The organism is Corynebacterium auris (assembly GCF_030408575.1).
GTDB lineage: Bacteria > Actinomycetota > Actinomycetes > Mycobacteriales > Mycobacteriaceae > Corynebacterium > Corynebacterium auris.
In genome coordinates this window covers 1,303,985-1,325,286 of sequence record NZ_CP047047.1, presented here as the reverse complement: position 1 = coordinate 1,325,286, position 21,302 = coordinate 1,303,985, and the positions used below count along the sequence as shown (strand labels likewise).

The window sequence follows — 21,302 nt, the reverse complement described above, 5'->3', positions numbered from 1 at the left end:
GTTACCGAAGCCCGCGCTGGCGCGGCGGGGCAAGCATGAGGTCCACCAGCTCGCGGGCGGCCCGCTGGATGCGCCCGTTGAGCTCGGCACCAGCGGGGCCGCCGAAGTCCGCCGTGGCGGCGAGGAGGGAGGTCGGCACGACCACGGCGCGCATAAAAGTCAGAAGGGGGCGAAGCGCGTGCTCGGTGACCAAGGAGTGGCGGGCACTACCGGCGGTCGCGGCGACGATGGTGGGCATACCCACGAGCGCGTCCGCGGCCAGGACGTCGAAGAACATCTTGAACAGGCCCGAGTAGCTGGCTTTGAACACCGGGGTGACGGCGATCAGGCCGTCGGCGCTTTTCAGCTGGCCGATGACCTCGCTGAGCTTCGCGCTCACATCGCCGGTGGAGATCGCGCGGGCGAGGTCGGCGGCGAGGGGGCGCAGCTCCACGGTGGTCACCCGGACGCTCTCCCGCTCCGCGGCGGCGTCCACGACGGCGGCGGCGATCGCGTCGGCGACCTGGCGCGTTGTTGAGGGCGTCGATAAGCCTGCGGTGAGGACGAACAGGGTGGCCATCAGCTCTCCTTTCCCGGGGAAACCGCGAAGTGCGGGTGATGGTGCCCCGTGAGCTTCGCAGCGAGGAGCGTATCAAAGGTGGGCGGGTCGCTGGGCACGTGCGCAGGTCGGCGCCTTTCCATGAGGCGGCGTAGCTCGGGAACGACCTGGTTGCCCAGCATCTCAATCTGCTCTAATACGACCTCGAGCGGCAGGCCGGCGTGATCGACGAGGAAGAGCTGGCGCTGGTAGTCGCCCACCCAGTCAGCGAACTCCATGGTCCGTGCGATGACCATCTCGGGCGTTCCCACCGTCAAAGGTGTCGCCGCGGTGTATTCCTCCAGGCTGGGGCCGTGGCCATAGACGGGGGCGTTGTCGAAGTAGGGCCGGAAGAAGCGCTTGGCTTCGTGCTCGGTGCCGGCCATGAATACCTGCCCGCCGAGGCCCACGATGGCCTGGTCCGCGCGGGCGTGGCCGTGCGCCTCGAAACGGCGGCGGTAGAGCGAAACCAGGGAGGCGGTGTGCTCCGGGTTCCAGAAGATGTTGTTGTGGAAGAACCCGTCGCCGTAGAACGCTGCCTGCTCCGCTATGTGCGGCGAGCGGATTGAGCCGTGCCACACGAACGGGGCGACGCCCCGCAGCGGCGACGGCGTGACGCTGAACCCGTTGAGGGGAGCGCGAAACCTGCCGCGCCAGTTCACCACCGGCTCGCGCCACAGGCGGCGCAGCAGCTGGTAGTTCTCCATCGCCAGGGGCAGGCCCTGGCGGACGTCCTGGCCGAACCAGCCGTACACGGGGCCCGTGTTGCCGCGGCCGAGCATGAGATCCACGCGGCCGCCCACGAGGTTGTGCAGAAACGAGTAGTCCTCCGCCAGGCGAACCGGATCGGTGGTGGTGATCAGGGTGGTCGCCGTCGACAGCAGGAGGCGCGTGATGTGCGCGCCGATGTAGGCGAGGTGCGTGGGCGGGGAGGAGGGCACGAAGGGTGGGTTGTGGTGCTGCCCGGTGGCGAAGACGTCGAGCCCGACCTCCTCCGCTTTCAGCGCGATGGCGGTCATGGAGTCGATGCGCTCCTTCTCGCCCGGCGCCACGCCGGTGTGGGGATCGGGGGTGACGTCGCCGACCGTGAAGATTCCGAATTGCATGGTGTGTGCCTTTCCCGGGGCCTGCCCGCCCGATGCTACCGGGGTGGTGTCGGGGCAAGGGAGTAGAATCTGCGGCGACAAGTTTTGCCCTCACGTGGAAGGACGTGGAAGATACCGTGCTGCGCACTCACCTAGCGGGAGAGCTCCGCAAAGAACTCGATGGTCAGACCGTGACGCTCACCGGGTGGGTGTCGCGCCGCCGCGACCACGGCGGTGTGATCTTTATCGACCTGCGCGACCGCTCCGGCCTGGCGCAGGTGGTGTTCCGCGAGTCCGCCGTGGCCGAGGCGGCGCACGATCTGCGCAGCGAGTACTGCGTGCAGGTCACCGGCGTCGTCGAACCCCGCCCGGAGGGCTCCGCCAACCCCAACCTCGCCTCCGGCGAGATCGAGGTCAACGCCACTGCGCTGAAGGTGCTCAACGCATCCGCCGCCCTGCCCTTCCAGGTGGAGGACTACTCCTCCAACGAGGTGGGCGAGGAGACCCGCCTGAAGTACCGCTACCTCGACCTGCGCCGCGAGCGCCAGGCCAAGGCGCTGCGCCTTCGCTCGGACGTCAACCGCGCTGCGCGTGAGGTGCTGGCCAAGCACGACTTCGTGGAGGTGGAGACCCCGACGCTGACGCGCTCCACCCCCGAGGGCGCCCGCGACTTCCTTGTGCCGGCCCGCCTGCGCCCGGGTTCGTGGTACGCGCTGCCGCAGTCGCCGCAGCTGTTCAAGCAGCTGCTCATGGTGGCGGGCATGGAGCGCTACTTCCAGATCGCGCGCTGCTACCGCGACGAGGACTTCCGCGCCGACCGACAGCCCGAGTTCACCCAGCTCGACGTGGAGGCCAGCTTCGTCGACGAGGACGACGTCATCGCGCTCGCGGAGGAAATCCTCGTTGCGCTGTGGAAGCTGATCGGCTACGAGATCACCACCCCGATCCCGCGCATGAGCTACAAGGAGGCGATGGAGAAGTACGGCTCCGACAAGCCGGACCTGCGCTTCGACATCCAGCTCGTCGACTGCACGGAGTTCTTCAAGGACACCACCTTCCGGGTGTTCCAGAACGAGTACGTCGGCGCGGTGGTCATGGAGGGCGGCGCCTCACAGCCGCGCCGCCAGCTCGACGCCTGGCAGGAGTGGGCGAAGCAGCGCGGCGCGAAGGGCCTCGCCTACATCCTCGTCCAGGACGACGGCGAGCTCGGCGGCCCCGTGGCCAAGAACATCACCGAGCAGGAGAAGGCGGGGATTGCCGCCCACGTCGGCGCGAAGCCGGGTGACTGCATTTTCTTCGCCGCAGGCGACGCCAAGAGCTCCCGCGCCCTGCTCGGCGCGGCCCGCGGGGAGATCGCCCGCAAGCTCAACCTGATCAAGGAGGGTGACTGGGCCTTCACCTGGGTCGTCGACGCGCCGCTGTTCGAGCCCGCCGCGGACGCTACCGCCTCCGGCGACGTGGCCCTCGGCAACTCCGCATGGACCGCAGTGCACCACGCCTTCACCTCCCCGAAGCCCGAGTTCGTGGACACCTTCGATGACAACCCTGGCGAGGCACTGGCCTACGCCTACGACATCGTGTGCAACGGCAACGAGATCGGCGGCGGCTCCATCCGCATCCACGAGCGCGACGTGCAGGAGCGCGTGTTCAAGGTGATGGGCATTACGGAGGAAGAGGCGCAGGAGAAGTTCGGCTTCCTCCTCGAGGCATTCTCCTACGGCGCCCCGCCCCACGGCGGCATCGCGTTCGGCTGGGACCGCATCGTCTCCCTGCTCGGCGGCTTTGACTCGATCCGCGACGTGATCGCCTTCCCGAAGTCCGGCGGCGGCGTCGACCCGCTGACCGAGGCACCGGCCCCGATCACCCGCGAACAGCGCAAGGAAACCGGCGTGGACGCCACGCCGAAGGCGGCTGCCGAGGCGGCGCAGAACTAGCGGAAAGCCAGTGACCTGATGGATCAGGACAACATTATCGCAGCGGCGGAAGACATTCTCACCCGCCGCTACGGGGGCACGCAGAAGCTTGTCGACGCCACCAGGCTGACCGGATCCGGCTTCGCCGCAGTCTACCGGGCCCGGGTGTCCTCGAACCCGCTGTTGCAGCACCGTTCGGTGGTGGTCAAGTACTCCCCGGAAACCGGCGACGTGCTCGACGACGCGGCCTTTCTGCGAGAGGTCGTGTCCTACCAGTTCACCACCTCCCTCAGCGAGGACGTCCGCCCCGGCCCAATCCTGCTCGGGCACGACACGGCCAAAAGGATCATCATCATCTCCGACTCCGGGGACGGTGACACGCTGGAGAGCCTGCTGATGAACGCCGACGACGAGACCCGCCTGCAGGTGCTTCGCGGCCTGGGGACCGCGCTGGGACGTATGCACGCCGGGACGGCCGGTAAGGAGGACGCGTACAACGTGCTCTTCGCCCGCATGGTGCGCGGCCGAAAGGGCCAGCGCCAGGTCCAGGACCTGCGCGAGCGCATCCTCATGCACCGCATTCGCCTGGGTGCGACGATGCTGGAGGAGTCCGGCATCGCTATCCCGGCGGAAATCTCGGACACCGCGGAGAAGATCCACGCCCGCCTGCTGCGCGGCGGCAACCGCGCCTTCACCCCCTTCGACCTGGCGCCGGACAACATCATCTTCGCCGAGCGCACCCAGTTTCTGGACTACGAATGGGCCGGGTTCCGCGATGTCACCTTCGACGTCGCTTTCGTGGTCGGGGGCTTTCCCAACTACGTGGCCACCCGCCCCGTCAACGACGACGAGGCGCGCGTCTTCGTCGACGCGTGGGTCAGCGAGGTGGAGACGATGTGGCCGAACGTGCTGCACGAGAAGACACTGCACGCCGCGATTACCTCCGCGCTGATCGGGTGGGCCCTGTCGAGCGTGTCCATCCTCAACGCCAACGCGCTGGAGTCGATCGGGCAGTCGGACTCCCAGCTGGAGGAGGAGTTCCGTCGAGCGGGCGCTGACCTGGAGGCCGCCGTGAGGGTGGCGGAGGACTTTGAGGTCAGCGGCGATCTGCTGCGGCCGCGTTCGGATGGGCCGTTTACCCCCGACGAACAGCTCGTGCGCCGCGACCTGTTCGAGACCTTCGACGCGGTAGCCCGGTACGCGGCGCTGGGTAGCGGCCCGGCCAACCGCGTGGTCTCGGAATGGGCCCGCGGCGTCGCCGGGCGGTTGAGGTAAGACATGCAGGAAGGCCTCTTTGGTGACCCCGACCCCGGCGCACAGGACGCGGACGGCGCCCGCGGCGGGGCGTTCTTCCAAGCCGGCGAGTCCGCGCCGCTGGCCGCGCGCATGCGGCCGCGTTCGCTGGAGGAGGTTGAGGGGCAGGGCCACCTGCTCGCCGAGGGCAAGCCGCTGCGCCGCCTCATCGAGGGCTCCGGCGCGGCCTCCGTGATCCTGTACGGCCCGCCCGGCACGGGCAAGACAACCATTGCCTCGCTCATCGCCTCCGCGATGGGACAGAGCTTCGTCGCACTTTCCGCCCTGTCGGCGGGTGTAAAGGAGGTGCGCCGGGTCATCGACCGGGCCCGGCGCGACCTCGCCCGGGGCGAGCGGACCGTGCTGTTCATCGACGAGGTACACCGGTTCTCCAAAACACAGCAGGATTCGCTGTTGGCGGCGGTGGAAAACCGGACGGTGCTGCTCGTCGCGGCGACGACCGAGAACCCGTCGTTTAGCGTTGTGGCCCCTCTCTTGTCGCGCTCGCTGCTGCTCAAGCTTGAGTCGCTTTCCGACGCCGACATCGCCGCCGTCATCGACCGGGCCGTCGCCGACGAGCGCGGCCTCGGTGGCCGGGTCGAACTGGACCCCGACGCGCGCGAGCAGCTGGTCCTGCTGGCGGGCGGCGACGCGCGCCGCGCGCTGACGTACCTCGAGGCCGCCGCCGAGGCCGTGGGCGAGGGCGAGACGATAAGCGCCGAGGTGGTGCGCGAGAACGTCAACCGCGCCGTGGTGCGCTACGACCGCGACGGCGACCAGCACTACGACATCGTCTCGGCCTTCATTAAGTCGATCCGCGGCTCCGACGTCGACGCGGCACTGCACTATCTCGCCCGGATGATTGAGGCGGGGGAGGATCCGCGCTTTATCGCCCGGCGCCTGGTGATCCACGCCTCGGAGGACATCGGGATGGCGGACCCGAGCGCGCTGCAGGTCGCGGTGGCCGCCGCGCACGCGGTGAGCTTCATCGGCATGCCCGAGGGAAGGCTGCCGCTCGCGCAGGCGACGATTCACCTGGCCACCGCCCCGAAATCGCCCGCTGTGATCCAGGCGATCAGCCGGGCGCAGGAGGACGTGCGGCGGGGCCGGACGGCGGCGGTGCCCGCCCACTTGCGCGACGGCCACTACGAGGGCGCGAAGAAGATGGGCAACGCGATGGGCTACGTCTACCCGCACGACGATCCGCGGGGCGTGGTGGCGCAGCGCTACATCCCCGAGGGCCTCGACGACGCCGTGTACTACGAGCCGAGAGAGCACGGGAACGAAAAGCGCATCCGGGACTACATCGGGAGGCTGCGGCGGATCGTACGGGGAACGTAGGCGCGCCCGGGGCCGGGGGTAGAGTAGTTGCGGACTAATCAGCACTATTTCCCCGGAGGGCACCCCCGTGCAGACACATGAGATCCGCCAGCGCTTCACCGACCACTTCGTCAAGGCAGGCCACACGCCCGTCCCGAGCGCCTCGCTGATCCTTGACGATCCGACCCTCCTCTTCGTCAACGCGGGCATGGTCCCGTTCAAGCCGTACTTTTTGGGTCAGCAGACGCCCCCGTTCGACAACGGCACGGCCACCTCCATCCAAAAGTGCGTGCGCACCCTCGACATTGAGGAGGTGGGCATCACCACACGCCACAACACCTTCTTCCAGATGGCCGGCAACTTCTCCTTCGGCCAGTACTTCAAGGAAGGCGCCATCACCCAGGCGTGGGACCTTTTGACCGGCAAGGTCGAAAACGGCGGGCTCGGGCTCGACCCAGAGCGTCTCTGGGTCACGGTCTACCTCGACGACGACGAGGCGGAGAAGATCTGGCGCGAGAAGATCGGCGTGCCCGCTGAGCGGATCCAGCGCATGGGCATGGAGGATAACTTCTGGTCCATGGGCATTCCCGGCCCCTGCGGGCCGTGCTCCGAGATCTACTACGACCGCGGCCCGGAGTACGGCCGCGACGGCGGACCCAGCGCCGACGACAACCGCTACATGGAGATCTGGAACCTCGTGTTCATGGAGTCCGTCCGTGGGGAGGGAGACAAGAAGGGCAACTTTGACATCGTCGGCGAGCTGCCGAATAAAAATATTGATACCGGCATGGGCATTGAGCGCGTCGCCTGCCTGCTTCAGGGCGTGAATAACGTCTACGAGACCGATCTTCTGCGCCCAGTCATCGACGCCGCCGTTGAGCTCACCGGCTCGCGTTACGACGCCGGCAACCCCGCCGACGACATCCGCTTCCGCGTCATCGCCGACCACTCGCGCACCGGCATGATGATCATCCTCGACGGCGTCACCCCCTCCAACGAGGGCCGCGGCTACATCCTGCGCCGACTGCTGCGCCGCGTGGTCAGGTCCGCGCGCCTGCTCGGGGCGAGCGGCACAGTGCTGGAGACGTTCATGAACACCATCATGGACACGATGACACCCTCCTTCCCCGAGATCGCTGATAACCGTGAGCGCATTCTGCGCGTCGCGACCGCCGAGGAGCGGGCCTTCTTGAAGACCTTGGAGTCCGGCACCCACCGCTTCGACGAGGCCGCGGCGGCGGTGCGCTCCGCCGGCGCCTCCGTGCTGCCGGGCGAGCAGGCCTTCGAGTTGCACGACACCTACGGCTTCCCCATCGACCTCACGCTCGAAATGGCGCGCGAGGCGGGCCTGGAGGTGGACATGGAGGCCTTCGACACCGAGATGCGGGCGCAGCGCGAGCGCGCCAAGGCCGACAACAAGGCGAAAAAGCACCGCAATGTCGACGAGTCGCTCTACCGCGAATGGGTGGACAACGCCCCGACCGAGTTCGTCGGCTACTCCACGCTCACCCACGACGGCACCGTGCTGGGCCTCGTCCGTGGCGGCGAGAAGGTCAGCGAGGTTTCGCAGGGCGACGAGGTTGAGGTCATCCTCGACGTCACCCCGATGTACGCGGAATCCGGCGGCCAGATGGCGGACCGGGGCCGGCTGGTGATGGGCGATACCGTCCTCAACGTCTCCGACGTGCAAAAGCTAGGCAAGCGACTGTGGCTGCACAAGGCCACCGTGCAAAACGGCGGCCTTGACCTCGGCTCCACCGTCACGGCCGAGGTCGACGGGGACTGGCGCCACGGCGCGCGCCAGGCACACACCGCCACCCACCTCATCCACGCGGCCCTGCGGCAGGTGCTCGGCCCGACGGCCGTGCAGGCGGGCTCGTTGAACAAGCCCGGCTACCTGCGCTTCGACTTCAACTACACCGAGCAGCTCACGCCGCACCAGCTCGAGGAGATCGCCACCGTGACCAACCAGGCGGTCGACGCGGACTTCGCCGTCAACACGGTCGAGACCTCCCTGGAGAAGGCGAAGGCCATGGGGGCGCTCGCACTCTTCGGCGAGAACTACGGGGACGTCGTGCGCGTGGTGGAGATCGGCGGCCCCTTCTCCATCGAGCTGTGCGGCGGCACCCACGTCTCGCACTCCTCGCAGGTTGGCCCCGTCGCGGTGCTCGGTGAGTCCTCCGTCGGCTCCGGAGCGCGCCGTATTGAGGCCTACTCCGGCATGGATTCCTTCCGCTACTTCTCCAAGGAAGCCGCGTTGGCCTCCGGCCTGGCGACGGAGCTGAAAACCCCGTCGGAGCAGCTGCCGGAGCGCATCGCGCAGCTCACGGAGCGCCTCCGCGCCGCGGAGAAGGAGGTTGAGGCGCTGCACAAGCAGCAGCTGCTCGGCCAAGCCGCGGGCCTGGCGGACACCGCGGAGACGGTGGGCTCCTTCCGCCTCGTCGCGGCGCAGCTGCCCAGCGGGGTGAGCGCCGGTGACCTGCGTTCGCTCGCGGCGGATCTGCGCGGGCGTCTCGGCGGCGAGGCAGCGGTCGTCGCCCTTATCTCGGCAGGCGACGGAAAGGTCCCCTACGCGGTGGCGGCTACGAAAGCCGCGGTTGAGTCTGGGGTGAAGGCCGGGGACCTAGTCAAACTCATCGGGGGCTACGTCGACGGCCGAGGCGGCGGCAAGCCGGATCTGGCGCAGGGCTCGGGCGCTGACGCGCAGGGCGCGACGGCGGCTTTGCGGGCGGTACGAGAGGACCTGGCGACCCGCTGAGGAGAAGGGGAGTAAGATAACGAATTGGACACGACACACGCCGGTCCGGCGAGGGGGAACAATCACCGCTCAGGCGGAACCGGCGGGTGATCGGCCGTTATTTTTCTGCCCCAACAACCCGACGTGAGGAAACCGCAATGAAGGTGTACCCGGACACCCCCGGCGCTGACGACCCCGGCGAGGGACGGCGCCTGGGGGTCGACGTGGGCACCGTGCGCATCGGCGTGGCGGTCTCAGACAGAGACTCCCAGCTCGCCATGCCCGTGGAGACGGTGAAGCGAGTCACCGGATTCAAGGACAGGGACGGCGCGGATATCGACAGGATCGTCGACCTCGTCGCTGAGTACGGGGTCGTCGAGGTGGTCGTGGGGTTGCCGCGCGACCTGCACGGCAACGGTTCCGTGAGCGTGAAGCACGCGAGGGAAATCGCCTTCCGCATTCGGCGGCGCTGCGACGTACCCGTGCGCTTCGCCGACGAGCGGCTGACGACGGTGGTGGCCACCCAGGCCCTACGTTCCGCTGGTGTCAGTGAAAGGGCTGGACGCCGGGTCATCGATCAGGCGGCTGCGGCGGAAATCCTGCAGTCGTGGCTCGATGGCCGACTCAACAACCTGAAGGAGAAGTGACAACAGTGAGCTCCGGAGTAAACGGACGCCGGCGGACCGGGTCGATCGCGATCCTCGTGGCGTCGATCCTGCTGATTATCGGCCTCGTTGCCTGGATTGCGGTCATGCGCATGTCCGATACGGGCGGAGACTTCGCCGGCACAGGCAACGGCGAGGAGGTCGTCGTCGAGGTCAAGGAGGGCTCCAGCGTCTCTGAGCTCGGCCCTGAGTTGGAGGAGCGTGGTGTGGTGAAGTCCAACGCCGCCTTCCAGTCCGCGGCGTTGTCCGATACGCGCACCGACAGCATCCAGCCGGGCTTCTACCGCCTGCAGCAGGAGATGAGCGCGGCGGCCGCCGTCGAGGCGCTGATCGACCCAGCGAATAGGATCACCCCGCTGCAGGTTCCTGGCGGGGCGACGCTGATGGACATCTCGGTGCTCGGCGGCCAGGTGCGCCTCGGCATCTACTCGATGATCCAGCAGGTCACCTGCGGCGATCAGCCCACCGACGGCTGCGTGCAGGTCGAGGACCTGATCGATGTCGCGGCGAACGCTGACCCGGCCCAGCTCGGCGTGCCCGAGTGGGCGCGCGAGACGGTTGCTTCCCGCCAGGGCGACGCGAAGCGCCTCGAGGGGCTCATCGCGCCCGGGGAGTACATCGTGGACCCGGACGCGGACGCGGAAGCGATCCTCACGGACCTGATCACGCGCTCGGCGCAGCAGTTCGAGTCCGTCGACATCGCGGGGCGCGCGGGCAACGTGGGCCTGAGCCCCTACGAGCTTCTCACGGCCGCTTCGCTGGTGGAGCGCGAGGCGCCCGCCGGCGAGTACGACAAGGTGGCCCGCGTGATCCTCAACCGCCTTGAGGTGCCAATGCGCCTGGAGTTCGACTCGACGGTCAACTACGGCCTGCCCAGCGTCGAGGTCGCCACCACCGACGAGGACCGCCAGCGCGAAACCCCGTGGAACACCTACGCCATGGACGGCTTGCCCGAGACCCCGATCGCCTCCCCGTCCATGGAGGCCATCGAGGCGATGGAGAACCCCGCGGAGGGCGACTGGCTCTTCTTCGTCACCATCGACACCGACGGCACCACGGTATTCAACAACACGTTTGAGGAGCACCTCGACGACGTCCAGCGGGCGCAGGAGTCCGGGATCCTGGACTCCCAGCGATGAGCTCCGTAACAAGCTCCGCAACAAACAGAGCGGCAGTGCTTGGCTCCCCGGTGAAGCACTCGCTCTCACCCGTTCTGCACAACGCGGGATACGAGGCCGCCGGCTTGGGCGGCTGGGAATACACGCGCATAGAGTGCACGGCGGAGCAGCTGCCGCAGCTCGTCGCGGGCGCCGACGAGTCGTACCGGGGCTTCTCGGTCACCATGCCTGCGAAGTTTGCGGCTCTTCAGTTCGCCGACGAAGTCACCGAGCGCGCGAGCGCGATCGGCGCCGCGAACACGCTCGTGCGCACGCCCCGAGGTTGGCGCGCGGACAACACCGATTGCCTCGGCATTGCGCACGCGCTCGACGAGCTACTCGGGGAGAGGCCGGTGGGCTCGGCCCTCGTCATCGGCGCCGGGGGCACGGCACGCCCGGCGCTGTGGGCGCTGGGTGAGCGGGGCGTCGAGAAGCTGAGCGTGCTCAACCGCAGCGACCGCTCCGCCGAGGTCCTCCCGCTGGTTAGGGGAGCCGAGGTGAACTTTTTCGGCTTCGACGCCGACCTTGCGCGTCTGGCGATGGGGGTGGATGTCATTATCTCCACCGTGCCGGCGCACGCCGTGGAAGGTGTCGCGGACGAGCTCGGGCACGCGCCGCTTGTCGACGTCATCTATGAGCCGTGGCCCACGCCGCTCGCAACTGCGGCGGCTGCCAACGGCCACCGCGTGGTTGGCGGCCTGGTCATGCTTGCGGCGCAGTCGTACTCCCAGTTCGAGCAGTTTACCGGCGTGGGCGCCCCGCGCGAACAGATGAGCGCGGCTCTGCGGCGCCACGTGCTGGCCCGCGGGGAGTAAGCGGGCCAGGCTAGAATTACCCCCATGCTGATCGGGGGGTCCGCCATTTTCTTTCTTGCGTGCGCCGGGGTGTGGAGCGCCGCCTTGGCGGTGTGGGATGCGTCCGCACGCCGGCTGCCGGACGCGCTGACGCTGCCGGCCGGGGCTGCCGCGCTCGGGTGGTGTTTCGCCTGGCCCGTGGGGCTGTGGGGCCTGGCGTGGCCGGCGCTGTACCTGCTCCCAGCTCGGGGAATCGGTGGGGGAGACATCAAGCTCGCCCTACCGCTGGGCGTGGCGGTGGCGTGTTGCGGCGGGCCGCTGTGGGTGCTTGTCGCGGTCGCGGGGGCCGGCGCCCTCACGCTGGCGGCGGCCGCGGTGACCGGCGCTCGGGCACTGCCGCACGGGCCCGCGATGCTCGCCAGCGCGTGGGTGTGCGCCCTGATGGGGGGAGACGCGGCGAACTTGTGACAGAATAAGCGCCATGCTTCGTTGGACCACGGCCGGGGAATCCCACGGCCAAGCTCTTGTCGCGCTCGTTGAGAACATGCCGGCCGGCGTGCCCGTCACCGCGGAGGACATCGCGCACCAGCTGGGGCGCCGCCGCCTCGGCTACGGTCGCGGCGCCCGGATGAAGTTCGAGGCGGACGAGCTGACGCTCCTGACCGGCATCGTGCACGGCGAAACCATCGGCAGCCCCATCGCTATCCAGATCGGCAACACGGAGTGGCCGAAGTGGACCACCATTATGTCGCCGCACCCCGTCGACATGGAGGACCCGGAGGTGGCCAAGGCGATGGCGTCCGGGCGCGGCGCGCGCCTGACTCGTCCGCGCCCGGGGCATGCGGACTTCGCGGGCATGGTCAAATACGGCTTCGACGACGCACGCAGGGTACTCGAGCGCTCCTCGGCGCGCGAGACCGCCGCCCGCGTCGCCGCGGCCACGGTGGCGCGCAGCTTTTTGCGCGAAACGCTCGGCGTGGAGGTGCTCTCGCACGTCGTCTCCATCGGGCAGTCGGAGCCCTACGCCGGTCCAGCGCCAGCGTTCGAGGACATCGAGGCGATCGACGCCTCGCCGGTCCGCGCCTTCGACACGGCGAGCGAGGAGGAGATGGTTGCGCAGATAGAGGCCGCGAAGAAGGACGGCGACACCCTCGGTGGCGTGGTCGAGGTGGTCGTGGATAACCTGCCCATCGGGCTCGGCTCCCACATTTCCGGTGAGCACCGCCTGGATGCCCAGCTCGCGGGAGCGCTCATGGGCATTCAGTCGGTCAAGGGCGTTGAGGTGGGGGACGGCTTCGAGGAGGCGCGCCGACGCGGCTCGGCCGCGCACGACGAGATTCTGCGCGACGGACAGGGGGTGCACCGCGCCAGCAACAGAGCCGGCGGGCTCGAGGGCGGGATGACCAACGGAGAGCAGCTGCGCCTGCGCGTGGCGTTCAAGCCGATCTCCACGGTCCCGCGAGCGCTGCGCACCGTGGACATGGCCACCGGTGCCGCGGCCACGGGCATCCACCAGCGCTCCGACGTGTGCGCGGTGCCGGCCGGCGGGGTGGTCGCGGAGGCGATGGTCGCGCTGGTTCTGGCCCGGGCCGTGCTGGAGAAGTTCGGCGGAGATAGCCTGGCACAGGTCAAAAGCGCAGTTTCTTCGTACAATGATTATGTTTCTCAACGGTTGGCCTTCGGAGGAGACAATGCCTAACCCAACCACCTATGCGGGCGCCCGCGACTCCGGCGCTGTCGTCCACTCCCGCCCGCGGGCGGTTCTCGTCGGACCGCCCGGGGCCGGGAAGACGACCATTGGGCGTCGTCTAGCAAGCTCGCTCAACGTGCCGCTCGTGGACTCGGACCTTCTGCTCGAGGACGGCGAGGGCAAGGCTTGCGGCGAGGTGTACCTCGAGCGCGGCGAGGAGGGCTTCCGCGAGGTGGAGGCGACCTACGTGGCCCGCGCCCTGGCGACGGGCGGGATCGTGAGCCTCGGCGGCGGCGCCGTGGTCACGGAAATGACCCGGCGACTGCTTGTGCCTCACACCGTCGTGTGGATCGACGTGAGCGCCGAAGAGGGCATCCGCCGCACAGCGGGCGCGGGCACCCGCCCGGTGCTCGCCGCGGCGGATCCGGCGCAGCGCTACCGGGACCTGCTGGAAGAACGCGCGCCGTTTTACCGGGAGGTGTCCGATTTCCGGGTTCGCACGGACGGGCGGCCGCCGCAGCGGGTAGTGGCAGACGTACTGGGGTTCATCGAGTCCCTGTAGCGGGGGAGGAAGGAGCGAAAGGCCGTGGCAGTGGTCGAGGTGACGGGGCCGAGCCCCTACGAGGTGCACATCGGGTACAACATCACCGGTGGGGTCGCGCGGCGCGTGGCGCAGCTGCGGGCGCGCAAGGTGGCCATCGTCCACCAGCGCCCGCTTGCGGCGGTGGCCCGCCACATCGGCCGGGAGCTCGAGACGGAAAACGTCGAGGTGCACCTTCTGGCCGTGCCCGATGCGGAGGCGAGCAAGGACATCGCCGTTCTCGGCGAGCTGTGGGACGCGCTCGGCGCGGCCGGATTTTCCCGCCAGGACGTCATCGTCGGTCTCGGCGGGGGAGCGGCGACGGACCTGGCGGGCTTCGTCGCGGCGACGTGGATGCGCGGGATCAAGGTGATCCAGGTGCCCACCACGCTGCTGGCGATGGTGGACGCCGCCGTCGGCGGCAAGACCGGCATCAACACCGCGGCGGGCAAGAACCTCGTGGGCGCGTTCCACGAGCCGGATTCGGTGTTTGTGGACCTGGAGAGGCTGCACACCCTGCCCGAGGAGGAAATCGTCGCGGGCTCGGCGGAGCTGATTAAGACGGGCTTCATCGCGGACCCGCGCATAATTGAACTGTTCCGGGAGGGCCCGCAGCGCCACTGGGAGGAGCTGGTGCGCCGCTCGGTGACGGTCAAGGCCGGGGTGGTCTCCCAGGACCTGACGGAGTCGGGCCTGCGCGAAATCCTCAACTACGGCCACACCTTGGGCCACGCGATTGAGCGACGCGAGAACTACACGTGGAGGCACGGCGATGCGGTGGCGGTGGGCATGATGTTCGTCGCCCACCTCGCTTACAATCGCGGGCTTATCGACGCCCCCCTGCTGCGCCTCCACAAGGAGATCCTCGACCTGGTGGGCCTGCCCACCACCTACGAGCCCGGCGCCTTCGACGAGCTTTACGAGGCGATGACCCGCGACAAGAAAAACCGCGACGGCAACATCCGCTTCGTGGTCCTGTGCGAGCTGGGCCGCTGCGCCCGCCTCGAGGACGCGACAGTCGAGGAGATGCGCGCGGCCTACGACGCGATCTCGGAAGGGAAGTGAGGACTGTGAAGGTCCTGGTGCTCAACGGCCCGAACCTCAACCGCCTGGGCAAGCGACAGCCGGAGGTCTACGGGGCGGTCACGCTCGGCGACGTCGAGGCGCAGCTTGACGCGCACGCCACGAGCCTCGGCGTGGACGTGGAGTGCCGCCAGTCGAATCACGAGGGCGACCTGATCGAGTGGGCGCACGAGGCCGCAGACGGGGGCTGGCCCGTCATCATCAACCCCGGCGGCTTCACCCACACCTCGGTGGCGCTGCGCGACGCGCTCGCGGAGGTCGCCGACGGGGCCGGCTTCGTTGAGGTCCACATTTCGAACGTGCACGCGCGCGAGCCGTTCCGGCACCACTCCTACCTCTCGCCGATCGCACTGGGGGTGATTGCGGGCCTGGGCACGCACGGTTACGAACTCGCGCTTGACTTTCTAGCTAGGAGGAACAATGGGAATGGCTGATACGCGCTTTGACACGCGCCGGCGCAAGCTCGCCAGCGAGCTCGCCGCGCAGCGCATCGACGACATGCTGGTGACCAACCTGATCCACGTGCGCTACCTGTCGGGCTTTTCCGGCTCGAACGGGGCGCTGCGCGTGTCCAAGGATCGCACCGCTGCGATCGCCACCGACGGGCGCTACCAGTCCCAGGTGGCCCGGGAGGTCCCCGACATCGAGGCCACCATCACCCGGGAGGTGGCCACCGCGCTGCTGGGCAAGGTCATCGAGGGCCACCGCGTGGGCTACGAGGCGGACTACGTCTCCGTCAACCAGCTGCGCGCCCTGGAGAAGGCCTGCCCTGAGGGGGTCACGCTCGTGCCCGTCAGGGGCATCATCGAGGACATCCGCCTGGTCAAGGACGAGCTGGAGCTCACGAGGCTGACGGAGGTCGCGCAGCTGGGCGTGCGCGCGCTCGAAGGGCTCGTCGATTCCGGCGAGCTGCGAGCCGGGCGCACCGAGCGCGAGGTCGCCGCGGACCTGGAGTACCGCATGCGCACGCTCGGCTCCGAGCGGGTGAGCTTTGACACCATCGTCGCCTCGGGGCCCAATTCGGCGCTGCCGCACTACGGCGCGGGCGACCGGGTGCTGGAAAACGGCGACCTGGTCACCATCGACTTCGGGGCGCACCGCCTGGGCTTCAACTCGGACATGACGCGCACCTTCGCCATCGGGGAGCCAGCCGCGCAGCTGCGCGACATCTACGAGGTGGTCCTCGAGGCGCAGCGCGCGGGTGTGAAGGCCGCGGTGCCGGGCGCCAAGCTCGCCGAGGTGGACAAGGTGTGCCGCGACATCATCGACGGGGCCGGTTACGGTGAGTACTTCGTGCACTCCACTGGGCACGGGGTCGGCCTCGAGGTGCACGAGGCTCCCTCGGCGGCGCGCACGGGCACGGGCGAGCTGCGCGAAGGCATGACCCTGACCATCGAGCCCGGCATTTACATTCCTGACGTCGGCGGGGTGCGCATTGAGGACACGCTCATCATCACCTCCGGAGCGCCGCGCGTGATCACCGAGTGGCCGAAGGAGCTGCGGGTCCTGTGATGTAGGATTGTGATGTTTGCACACGTTCGTCTCCGATAAGGAAGGTACCCAGTGGCAACTACCGCTGATTTCAAGAACGGGCTGGTGCTGAAGGTTGATGGCAAGCTTCAGCAGATCATCGAGTTCCAGCACGTCAAACCGGGTAAGGGCCCGGCCTTCGTCCGCACCAAGCTGAAGGACGTCGTCTCCGGCAAGACCGTGGACAAGACGTGGAACGCCGGCGTGAAGGTCGAGACCGCCACGGTGGACCGCCGCGACATGACATACCTGTACAACGACGGCACGAGCTACGTGGTCATGGACGACAAGACCTTCGAGCAGTACGAGCTGCCCGAGGACAAGTTCGGCTCCGCCGCGCGCTTCCTGCTGGAAAACATGCGCGTCCAGGTCTCCTTCCATGAGGGCGAGGCCCTGTTCGCCGAGCTGCCGATCTCCGTGGACCTCGAGGTCTCGCACACGGAACCGGGCCTGCAGGGTGACCGCTCGACGGGCGGCACGAAGCCTGCCACGCTGGAGACGGGCGCAGAAATCCAGGTCCCGCTGTTCCTGGAGACGGGCAACGTGGTTAAGGTGGACACCCGCACCGGCGAGTACCTCTCCCGCGTTAACAACTAATGCCTGATTACAAGCGACACGGCGCCCGTTACCGCGCCCGCCGCCGCGCCGTGGATATCCTCTTCGAGGCGGAAACGCGCGACCTCGACCCGGTAGCGGTCGTGGAAGACCGCGCGGAGCTGTCCCAGGACCCGCAGAACGCGGTGGCACCCGTAGCCGAATACACCCGCCAGATCATTTCGGGTGCTGCTGTGCACCTCGACGATATCGACGACGCCATCGAGCGATTCCTCTCGCAAGACTGGGAGATTGACCGGCTGCCGGCCGTCGATAGGCAAATCCTGCGTGTAGCAACGTGGGAGATCCTCTACAACGAGGAGGTCGAGCCCCCGATCTCGATCGCGAACGCGCTCGAGATGGCGACGGAGTACGCGGGCCACTCGGCGCCGCCGTACATCCACGCGGTGCTCGACGACATCATCCAGTGGAACGCCGCCGACGCCCCGGCGCCGCCGCCGGAAGACTAGGACAAGCAACGAGAAATGCCCGCCCGCCAGGTGGGCATTTTTAGTATGGGAAAGGTGTAAAAACATGGCGAAAGTTACCGTCGAGGAGGCCCAGCAGCTCAAGGTGGGGCCCGGTTTTCAGCTCGCGGATGTGGATCCGGCCTCGACCCCGGGCGTGGACGAGGACGACCTGGACGAGGCCTTCCACCAGTTCGACGAGGACCTTGAGGACCTGCAGGAGTGCCTGCACGCGAACGCGGTCGCGGGCACGCCGGGGACGGGATCGGTGCTGCTCGTCTTGCAGGGGATGGACACCTCGGGCAAGGGGGGCATCGTCAAGCACGTCATCAGCTCCGTGATGGACATCCAGGGAGTGCGCGTCAAAGCCTTCGGTGCGCCGACCAAGGAGGAAGCGGAGCACGACTTTCTGTGGCGGATCCGCCCGCACGCGCCGGAGCCCGGGCAGGTCGTGGTCTTCGACCGCTCGCACTACGAGGACGTTCTGGTGCAAAGGGTCAAGCTGATGGCCTCACGCGAGGAGATCGCGCGCCGCTACGAGGCGATCGTGGACTTCGAGAGCGAGCTCGCGGCGCAGGGCACGAAGATCGTAAAGGTGATGCCGCACATCTCCCGCGACTTCCAGAAGGACAACCTGCGCAAGCGGATCGAGAACCCGAAAAAGCACTGGAAGTACAGCCGCGGAGACATCGAGGACCGCGCGTTGTGGTCGCAGTACATGGCCGCGTACCAGTCGGCGCTGACGCGGACCTCGACGAGCGAGGCCCCGTGGTACTGCGTGCCCTCCGACAACAAGCAGTACTGCCGGACCGTGGTGAAGACGCTGCTTTACGACGCCCTGACGAGCCTCGACCTTTCCTGGCCCGAAAGCGACTTCGACCCGGAGGAGGAGCTGCGGCGCCTAGAGCAGTCTTAGGCGTGCTGCGGGGGTAGCGGCGCCGCGGCGAAGGCGCTGCTGAGGGCCTCTGTATCGGTTAAGCGCGGCAGAATGCGGTTTGACGTGCGCAAACGCGCTGGTCCACTATTCTTCTGTGCTGAAGTTCACCAAGACCCTAACCCTCGTGGCGCTCGCCGCGACCGCGGCGCTGGCTGCCGCGTGCTCCGCGACGGGCGGCGCTCCCCGTTCCGAAGGAGGCGGCGCCGTGGCGGGCGGCGTGGAGACCCCCCGCTACGTCGTGGCCATGGTGACGCACGGCGCCCCTGGCGACACGTACTGGGACCTGGTGCGTAAGGGGGCCGAGGAGGCGGCGCAGAAGAGCAACATCGAGCTGCGCTACTCCGCGGACCCGCAGGCGCCGAACCAGGCGAACCTGGTCCGCTCCGCGGTGGACGCGGGGGTGGACGGCATCGCGGTGACGCTGCCGAACGCCGAGGCGATCGGCCCCGCCGCGCAGCAGGCCGTCGACGCGGGCATCCCCACCGTGGGGCTGAACGCCGGTATGGAGCAGTACGCCGACTATGGGCTGAGCGGCTTCTTCGGCCAGGACGAGACGGTGGCCGGCACAGCCGCGGGGCAGCGCCTCAAAGAGGAAGGCTCCGAGAAGGTCCTGTGCGTCATCCACGAGCAGGGCAACTCCTCGCAGGAGGCGCGCTGCGCGGGCGTGGAAGAGGGGCTCGGCGCCCCGGTGGAGATCCTCTACGTCAACGGCCAGGACCTGACCTCGGTGCAGGCGACGATCAACTCGAAGCTGTCGCAGGACCCCAGCTTCGACACCGTCTTTGCGCTGCAGGCGCCCGTTGCGGTGCGCGCCACCGAGGCCGTGGCGCAGGCGGGTTCGCAGGCTCAGGTGGTCACCTTCGACACCAACGCCGAGCTCGTCGACGCGATCGCCGACGGCCGCGTCGCGTGGGCCGTCGACCAGCAGCCCTACCTGCAGGGATACCTTGCCGTCGATTCGCTGTGGCTGGCCCAGCGCAACGGCTCCAGGCTCGGCGGCGGGCAACCCGTTTACACCGGGCCCAGCTTCGTCGATTCCTCGAACGTGGACCAGATTTCCGAGGCAGCGAAGGCGGGACTGCGATGAGCGGGGATCCAGTGAGCGCAGAGGACCGGCTGAGGACCCACAGCGGGCTGGGCAAGCTCGTGCGCCGCCCCGAGCTGGCGAGCCTGCTCGGCTTCCTCCTTATTTTCGCGCTGTTTTTCGCCATCGCGCCTGCGTTTCGCTCGCTCGACGCGATGTCGACGATCCTCTACGCCAGCTCCACCCTGGGCATCGTCGCCCTCGGTGTGGGGCTGCTCATGATCGGCGGCGAGTTCGACCTCTCCTCCGGGGTCGCGGTAACCACCGCGGCGCTAGCTGCCACGATGCTCAACTACAACCTGCACCTGAACTCGTGGGTGGGGGCGGGTCTGGCGCTGGCCATCTCCCTCGCCATCGGCGCCCTCAACGGCGTGCTCGTGGCGCGTACCGGTATTCCGAGCTTCCTGATCACCCTTGCCGCCTTCCTTATGCTGCAGGGCCTCAACCTTGCGGTGACGAAGCTGGTGACCAACCAGGTGGCCACGCCCTCCATTGCGGACATGGAGGGCTTCGACTCCGCCCGCGCCTTCTTCGCCGGCACCTTCAGCCTTGGCGGGGTTACCGTCAACATGACCGTCATCTGGTGGGTCGTGTTCGTCGCGCTGGCCTCCTTCGTTCTCTTTCGCACGAAGTTCGGCAGCTGGATCACCGCGGTCGGCGGCAACGAGGAGGCGGCCCGCGCCGTCGGCGTGCCGGTGCGCCGCGTGAAAGTGGTGCTGTTCATGCTCGTGGGCTTCGCGGCCTGGTTCGTGGGCATGCACACGCTGTTCGCCTTCGACTCCATCCAGGCCGGCCAGGGCGTGGGCAACGAGTTCCTCTACATCATCGCGGCCGTCATCGGCGGCTGCTCCATGACGGGCGGGCGCGGTACCGCCGTGGGCACCGCGATCGGTGCGCTCATCTTCGGCATGACCAACCAGGGCATCGTCTACGCCGGGTGGAACCCCGATTGGTTCATGTTCTTCCTGGGCGCGATGCTGCTCTTCGCGGTCTTCGCCAACACCTCGTTCGCCACCTACACACACAGGAGGTAGGCCGTGGCCATCATCGAACTCAAGGGCGTGAGCAAGTCCTACGGCAGCTTCGACGCGCTGCGCGGGGTCAACCTCGCCGTGCGCGCGGGCGAGGTCACGTGCGTGCTCGGCGACAACGGGGCGGGCAAGTCCACCCTGATCAAGATCCTCGCCGGGCTGCACAAGCCCAGCGGGGGCAGCATGCTTGTCGACGCCCACCCGGCCGACTTCTCCTCACCCCGCGACGCCCTCGACGCCGGCATCGCCACCGTGTACCAAACGCTCGCGATCGTCGAGGAGCTCAGCGTGTGGCGCAACTTTTTCCTCGGCCAGGAGATCACCGGCGCTTTCGGTGCGCTGAAGGACAAGGACATGATGCGCATCTGCGACGGCCACCTGCGCCGCCTGGGCATCGACATCCCCGACGTCAACGTCGAGGCCGGAAACCTTTCCGGCGGGCAGCGCCAGGTGCTTGCCATCGCCCGCGCCGTCTATTTCGGCGCGCGCGTGCTCGTCCTCGACGAGCCGACCGCGGCCCTCGGCGTGAAGCAATCCAGCGTCGTGCTCAAGCTCATCGCCTCCGCGCGCGACCAGGGCATCGCGGTTGTCTTTGTCACCCACAACCCGCACCACGCGTACCTGGTGGGGGACCACTTCACCATCCTCGCCCTCGGCCGCCAGGAGCTCGATGCCCCGCGCGGGGAGGTCACCATCGACGAGCTGACGCGGCACATGGCCGGCGGCCAGGAGCTCGAGGAGCTCAGCCGCGAGCTGGGACGGTAG

21 protein-coding genes are annotated in these 21,302 nt (G+C 68.2%); 19 read left to right on the top strand and 2 right to left on the bottom strand.

The features are described 5' to 3' along the window. Position 1: 1 nt before the first annotated feature. Complete coding sequence (locus tag CAURIS_RS06355; protein ID WP_290341050.1) at positions 2–559, bottom strand: CE1759 family FMN reductase; 558 nt, start codon at positions 557–559, stop codon at positions 2–4. Continuing rightward, positions 559–1,683, bottom strand: coding sequence for a CE1758 family FMN-dependent luciferase-like monooxygenase (locus tag CAURIS_RS06350; protein WP_290341048.1), 1,125 nt, complete (start codon positions 1,681–1,683; stop codon positions 559–561). The genes CAURIS_RS06355 and CAURIS_RS06350 overlap by 1 nt, the downstream gene beginning before the upstream one ends. A gap of 116 nt (positions 1,684–1,799) precedes the next feature. Between CAURIS_RS06350 and aspS the strand changes: the two genes are divergently transcribed. The 19 genes from aspS to CAURIS_RS06255 all read left to right on the top strand — a co-directional run bounded on the left by aspS (position 1,800) and on the right by CAURIS_RS06255 (position 21,302). Further along, a complete protein-coding gene (gene aspS / locus CAURIS_RS06345) occupies positions 1,800–3,596 on the top strand; it encodes an aspartate--tRNA ligase (protein ID WP_290343339.1) in 1,797 nt (598 codons plus the stop codon). A gap of 18 nt (positions 3,597–3,614) precedes the next feature. Beyond that, positions 3,615–4,850, top strand: coding sequence for a phosphotransferase family protein (locus tag CAURIS_RS06340; protein WP_290341046.1), 1,236 nt, complete (start codon positions 3,615–3,617; stop codon positions 4,848–4,850). Positions 4,851–4,853: 3 nt separating this feature from the next. Beyond that, a complete protein-coding gene (locus tag CAURIS_RS06335) occupies positions 4,854–6,209 on the top strand; it encodes a replication-associated recombination protein A (RefSeq protein ID WP_290341045.1) in 1,356 nt (451 codons plus the stop codon). A 67-nt stretch (positions 6,210–6,276) separates the two neighbouring features. Continuing rightward, positions 6,277–8,946 carry an alanine--tRNA ligase gene (alaS, locus tag CAURIS_RS06330; RefSeq protein ID WP_290341043.1) on the top strand — a complete coding sequence of 890 codons (2,670 nt, stop codon included), beginning with the start codon at positions 6,277–6,279 and terminating at the stop codon, positions 8,944–8,946. A 137-nt stretch (positions 8,947–9,083) separates the two neighbouring features. Next, entirely contained in the window at positions 9,084–9,572 is a 489-nt protein-coding gene (ruvX, locus tag CAURIS_RS06325) for a Holliday junction resolvase RuvX (RefSeq protein ID WP_290341040.1), read from the top strand. A 5-nt stretch (positions 9,573–9,577) separates the two neighbouring features. Continuing rightward, positions 9,578–10,729, top strand: a complete 1,152-nt coding sequence (gene mltG, locus CAURIS_RS06320) for an endolytic transglycosylase MltG (RefSeq protein ID WP_290341038.1) — start codon at positions 9,578–9,580, stop codon at positions 10,727–10,729. Further along, positions 10,726–11,562 (top strand): shikimate dehydrogenase, encoded by an 837-nt coding sequence (locus CAURIS_RS06315; protein ID WP_290341037.1) that lies wholly within the window; start codon positions 10,726–10,728, stop codon positions 11,560–11,562. Before mltG ends, CAURIS_RS06315 begins: the two co-directional genes overlap by 4 nt. 24 nt (positions 11,563–11,586) lie before the next feature. Continuing rightward, positions 11,587–12,009: a prepilin peptidase gene (locus CAURIS_RS06310; protein ID WP_290341035.1), complete on the top strand. Its 423-nt coding sequence runs from the start codon at positions 11,587–11,589 to the stop codon at positions 12,007–12,009. 13 nt (positions 12,010–12,022) lie between these two features. After that, positions 12,023–13,240 carry a chorismate synthase gene (gene aroC, locus CAURIS_RS06305; RefSeq protein ID WP_290341034.1) on the top strand — a complete coding sequence of 406 codons (1,218 nt, stop codon included), beginning with the start codon at positions 12,023–12,025 and terminating at the stop codon, positions 13,238–13,240. Continuing rightward, complete coding sequence (locus CAURIS_RS06300; protein ID WP_290341031.1) at positions 13,233–13,793, top strand: shikimate kinase; 561 nt, start codon at positions 13,233–13,235, stop codon at positions 13,791–13,793. The genes aroC and CAURIS_RS06300 overlap by 8 nt, the downstream gene beginning before the upstream one ends. Before the next feature lie 24 nt (positions 13,794–13,817). Beyond that, positions 13,818–14,876 (top strand): 3-dehydroquinate synthase, encoded by a 1,059-nt coding sequence (gene aroB / locus CAURIS_RS06295; RefSeq protein ID WP_290341029.1) that lies wholly within the window; start codon positions 13,818–13,820, stop codon positions 14,874–14,876. A gap of 5 nt (positions 14,877–14,881) precedes the next feature. Continuing rightward, complete coding sequence (gene aroQ / locus CAURIS_RS06290; protein WP_290343338.1) at positions 14,882–15,328, top strand: type II 3-dehydroquinate dehydratase; 447 nt, start codon at positions 14,882–14,884, stop codon at positions 15,326–15,328. Continuing rightward, entirely contained in the window at positions 15,315–16,406 is a 1,092-nt protein-coding gene (locus tag CAURIS_RS06285; protein WP_290341027.1) for an aminopeptidase P family protein, read from the top strand. The genes aroQ and CAURIS_RS06285 overlap by 14 nt, the downstream gene beginning before the upstream one ends. Before the next feature lie 51 nt (positions 16,407–16,457). After that, positions 16,458–17,021, top strand: a complete 564-nt coding sequence (gene efp, locus CAURIS_RS06280; RefSeq protein WP_290341023.1) for an elongation factor P — start codon at positions 16,458–16,460, stop codon at positions 17,019–17,021. After that, on the top strand, positions 17,021–17,488 hold the full coding sequence (nusB, locus tag CAURIS_RS06275) for a transcription antitermination factor NusB (protein WP_290341022.1): 468 nt from the start codon (positions 17,021–17,023) through the stop codon (positions 17,486–17,488). The genes efp and nusB overlap by 1 nt, the downstream gene beginning before the upstream one ends. Positions 17,489–17,552: 64 nt before the next feature. Then, positions 17,553–18,401 carry a PPK2 family polyphosphate kinase gene (locus CAURIS_RS06270; RefSeq protein ID WP_290341020.1) on the top strand — a complete coding sequence of 283 codons (849 nt, stop codon included), beginning with the start codon at positions 17,553–17,555 and terminating at the stop codon, positions 18,399–18,401. 118 nt (positions 18,402–18,519) lie between these two features. Beyond that, positions 18,520–19,509: a substrate-binding domain-containing protein gene (locus CAURIS_RS06265; protein WP_290343337.1), complete on the top strand. Its 990-nt coding sequence runs from the start codon at positions 18,520–18,522 to the stop codon at positions 19,507–19,509. After that, positions 19,506–20,540 (top strand): ABC transporter permease, encoded by a 1,035-nt coding sequence (locus CAURIS_RS06260; protein ID WP_290341018.1) that lies wholly within the window; start codon positions 19,506–19,508, stop codon positions 20,538–20,540. The genes CAURIS_RS06265 and CAURIS_RS06260 overlap by 4 nt, the downstream gene beginning before the upstream one ends. A gap of 3 nt (positions 20,541–20,543) precedes the next feature. Then, positions 20,544–21,302 carry an ATP-binding cassette domain-containing protein gene (locus CAURIS_RS06255; RefSeq protein ID WP_290341015.1) on the top strand — a complete coding sequence of 253 codons (759 nt, stop codon included), beginning with the start codon at positions 20,544–20,546 and terminating at the stop codon, positions 21,300–21,302.

Bases quoted from the DNA above. Each gene is read 5' to 3' on its own strand.
- CAURIS_RS06355 (WP_290341050.1), bottom strand. From the start codon at position 559: ATGGCCACCCTGTTCGTCCTCACCGCAGGCTTATCGACGCCCTCAACA.
- CAURIS_RS06350 (WP_290341048.1), bottom strand. From the start codon at position 1,683: ATGCAATTCGGAATCTTCACGGTCGGCGACGTCACCCCCGATCCCCAC.
- CAURIS_RS06340 (WP_290341046.1), top strand. From the start codon at position 3,615: ATGGATCAGGACAACATTATCGCAGCGGCGGAAGACATTCTCACCCGC.
- CAURIS_RS06335 (WP_290341045.1), top strand. From the start codon at position 4,854: ATGCAGGAAGGCCTCTTTGGTGACCCCGACCCCGGCGCACAGGACGCG.
- ruvX (WP_290341040.1), top strand. From the start codon at position 9,084: ATGAAGGTGTACCCGGACACCCCCGGCGCTGACGACCCCGGCGAGGGA.
- CAURIS_RS06315 (WP_290341037.1), top strand. From the start codon at position 10,726: ATGAGCTCCGTAACAAGCTCCGCAACAAACAGAGCGGCAGTGCTTGGC.
- CAURIS_RS06310 (WP_290341035.1), top strand. From the start codon at position 11,587: ATGCTGATCGGGGGGTCCGCCATTTTCTTTCTTGCGTGCGCCGGGGTG.
- aroC (WP_290341034.1), top strand. From the start codon at position 12,023: ATGCTTCGTTGGACCACGGCCGGGGAATCCCACGGCCAAGCTCTTGTC.
- CAURIS_RS06300 (WP_290341031.1), top strand. From the start codon at position 13,233: ATGCCTAACCCAACCACCTATGCGGGCGCCCGCGACTCCGGCGCTGTC.
- CAURIS_RS06285 (WP_290341027.1), top strand. From the start codon at position 15,315: ATGGGAATGGCTGATACGCGCTTTGACACGCGCCGGCGCAAGCTCGCC.
- nusB (WP_290341022.1), top strand. From the start codon at position 17,021: ATGCCTGATTACAAGCGACACGGCGCCCGTTACCGCGCCCGCCGCCGC.
- CAURIS_RS06270 (WP_290341020.1), top strand. From the start codon at position 17,553: ATGGCGAAAGTTACCGTCGAGGAGGCCCAGCAGCTCAAGGTGGGGCCC.
- CAURIS_RS06260 (WP_290341018.1), top strand. From the start codon at position 19,506: ATGAGCGGGGATCCAGTGAGCGCAGAGGACCGGCTGAGGACCCACAGC.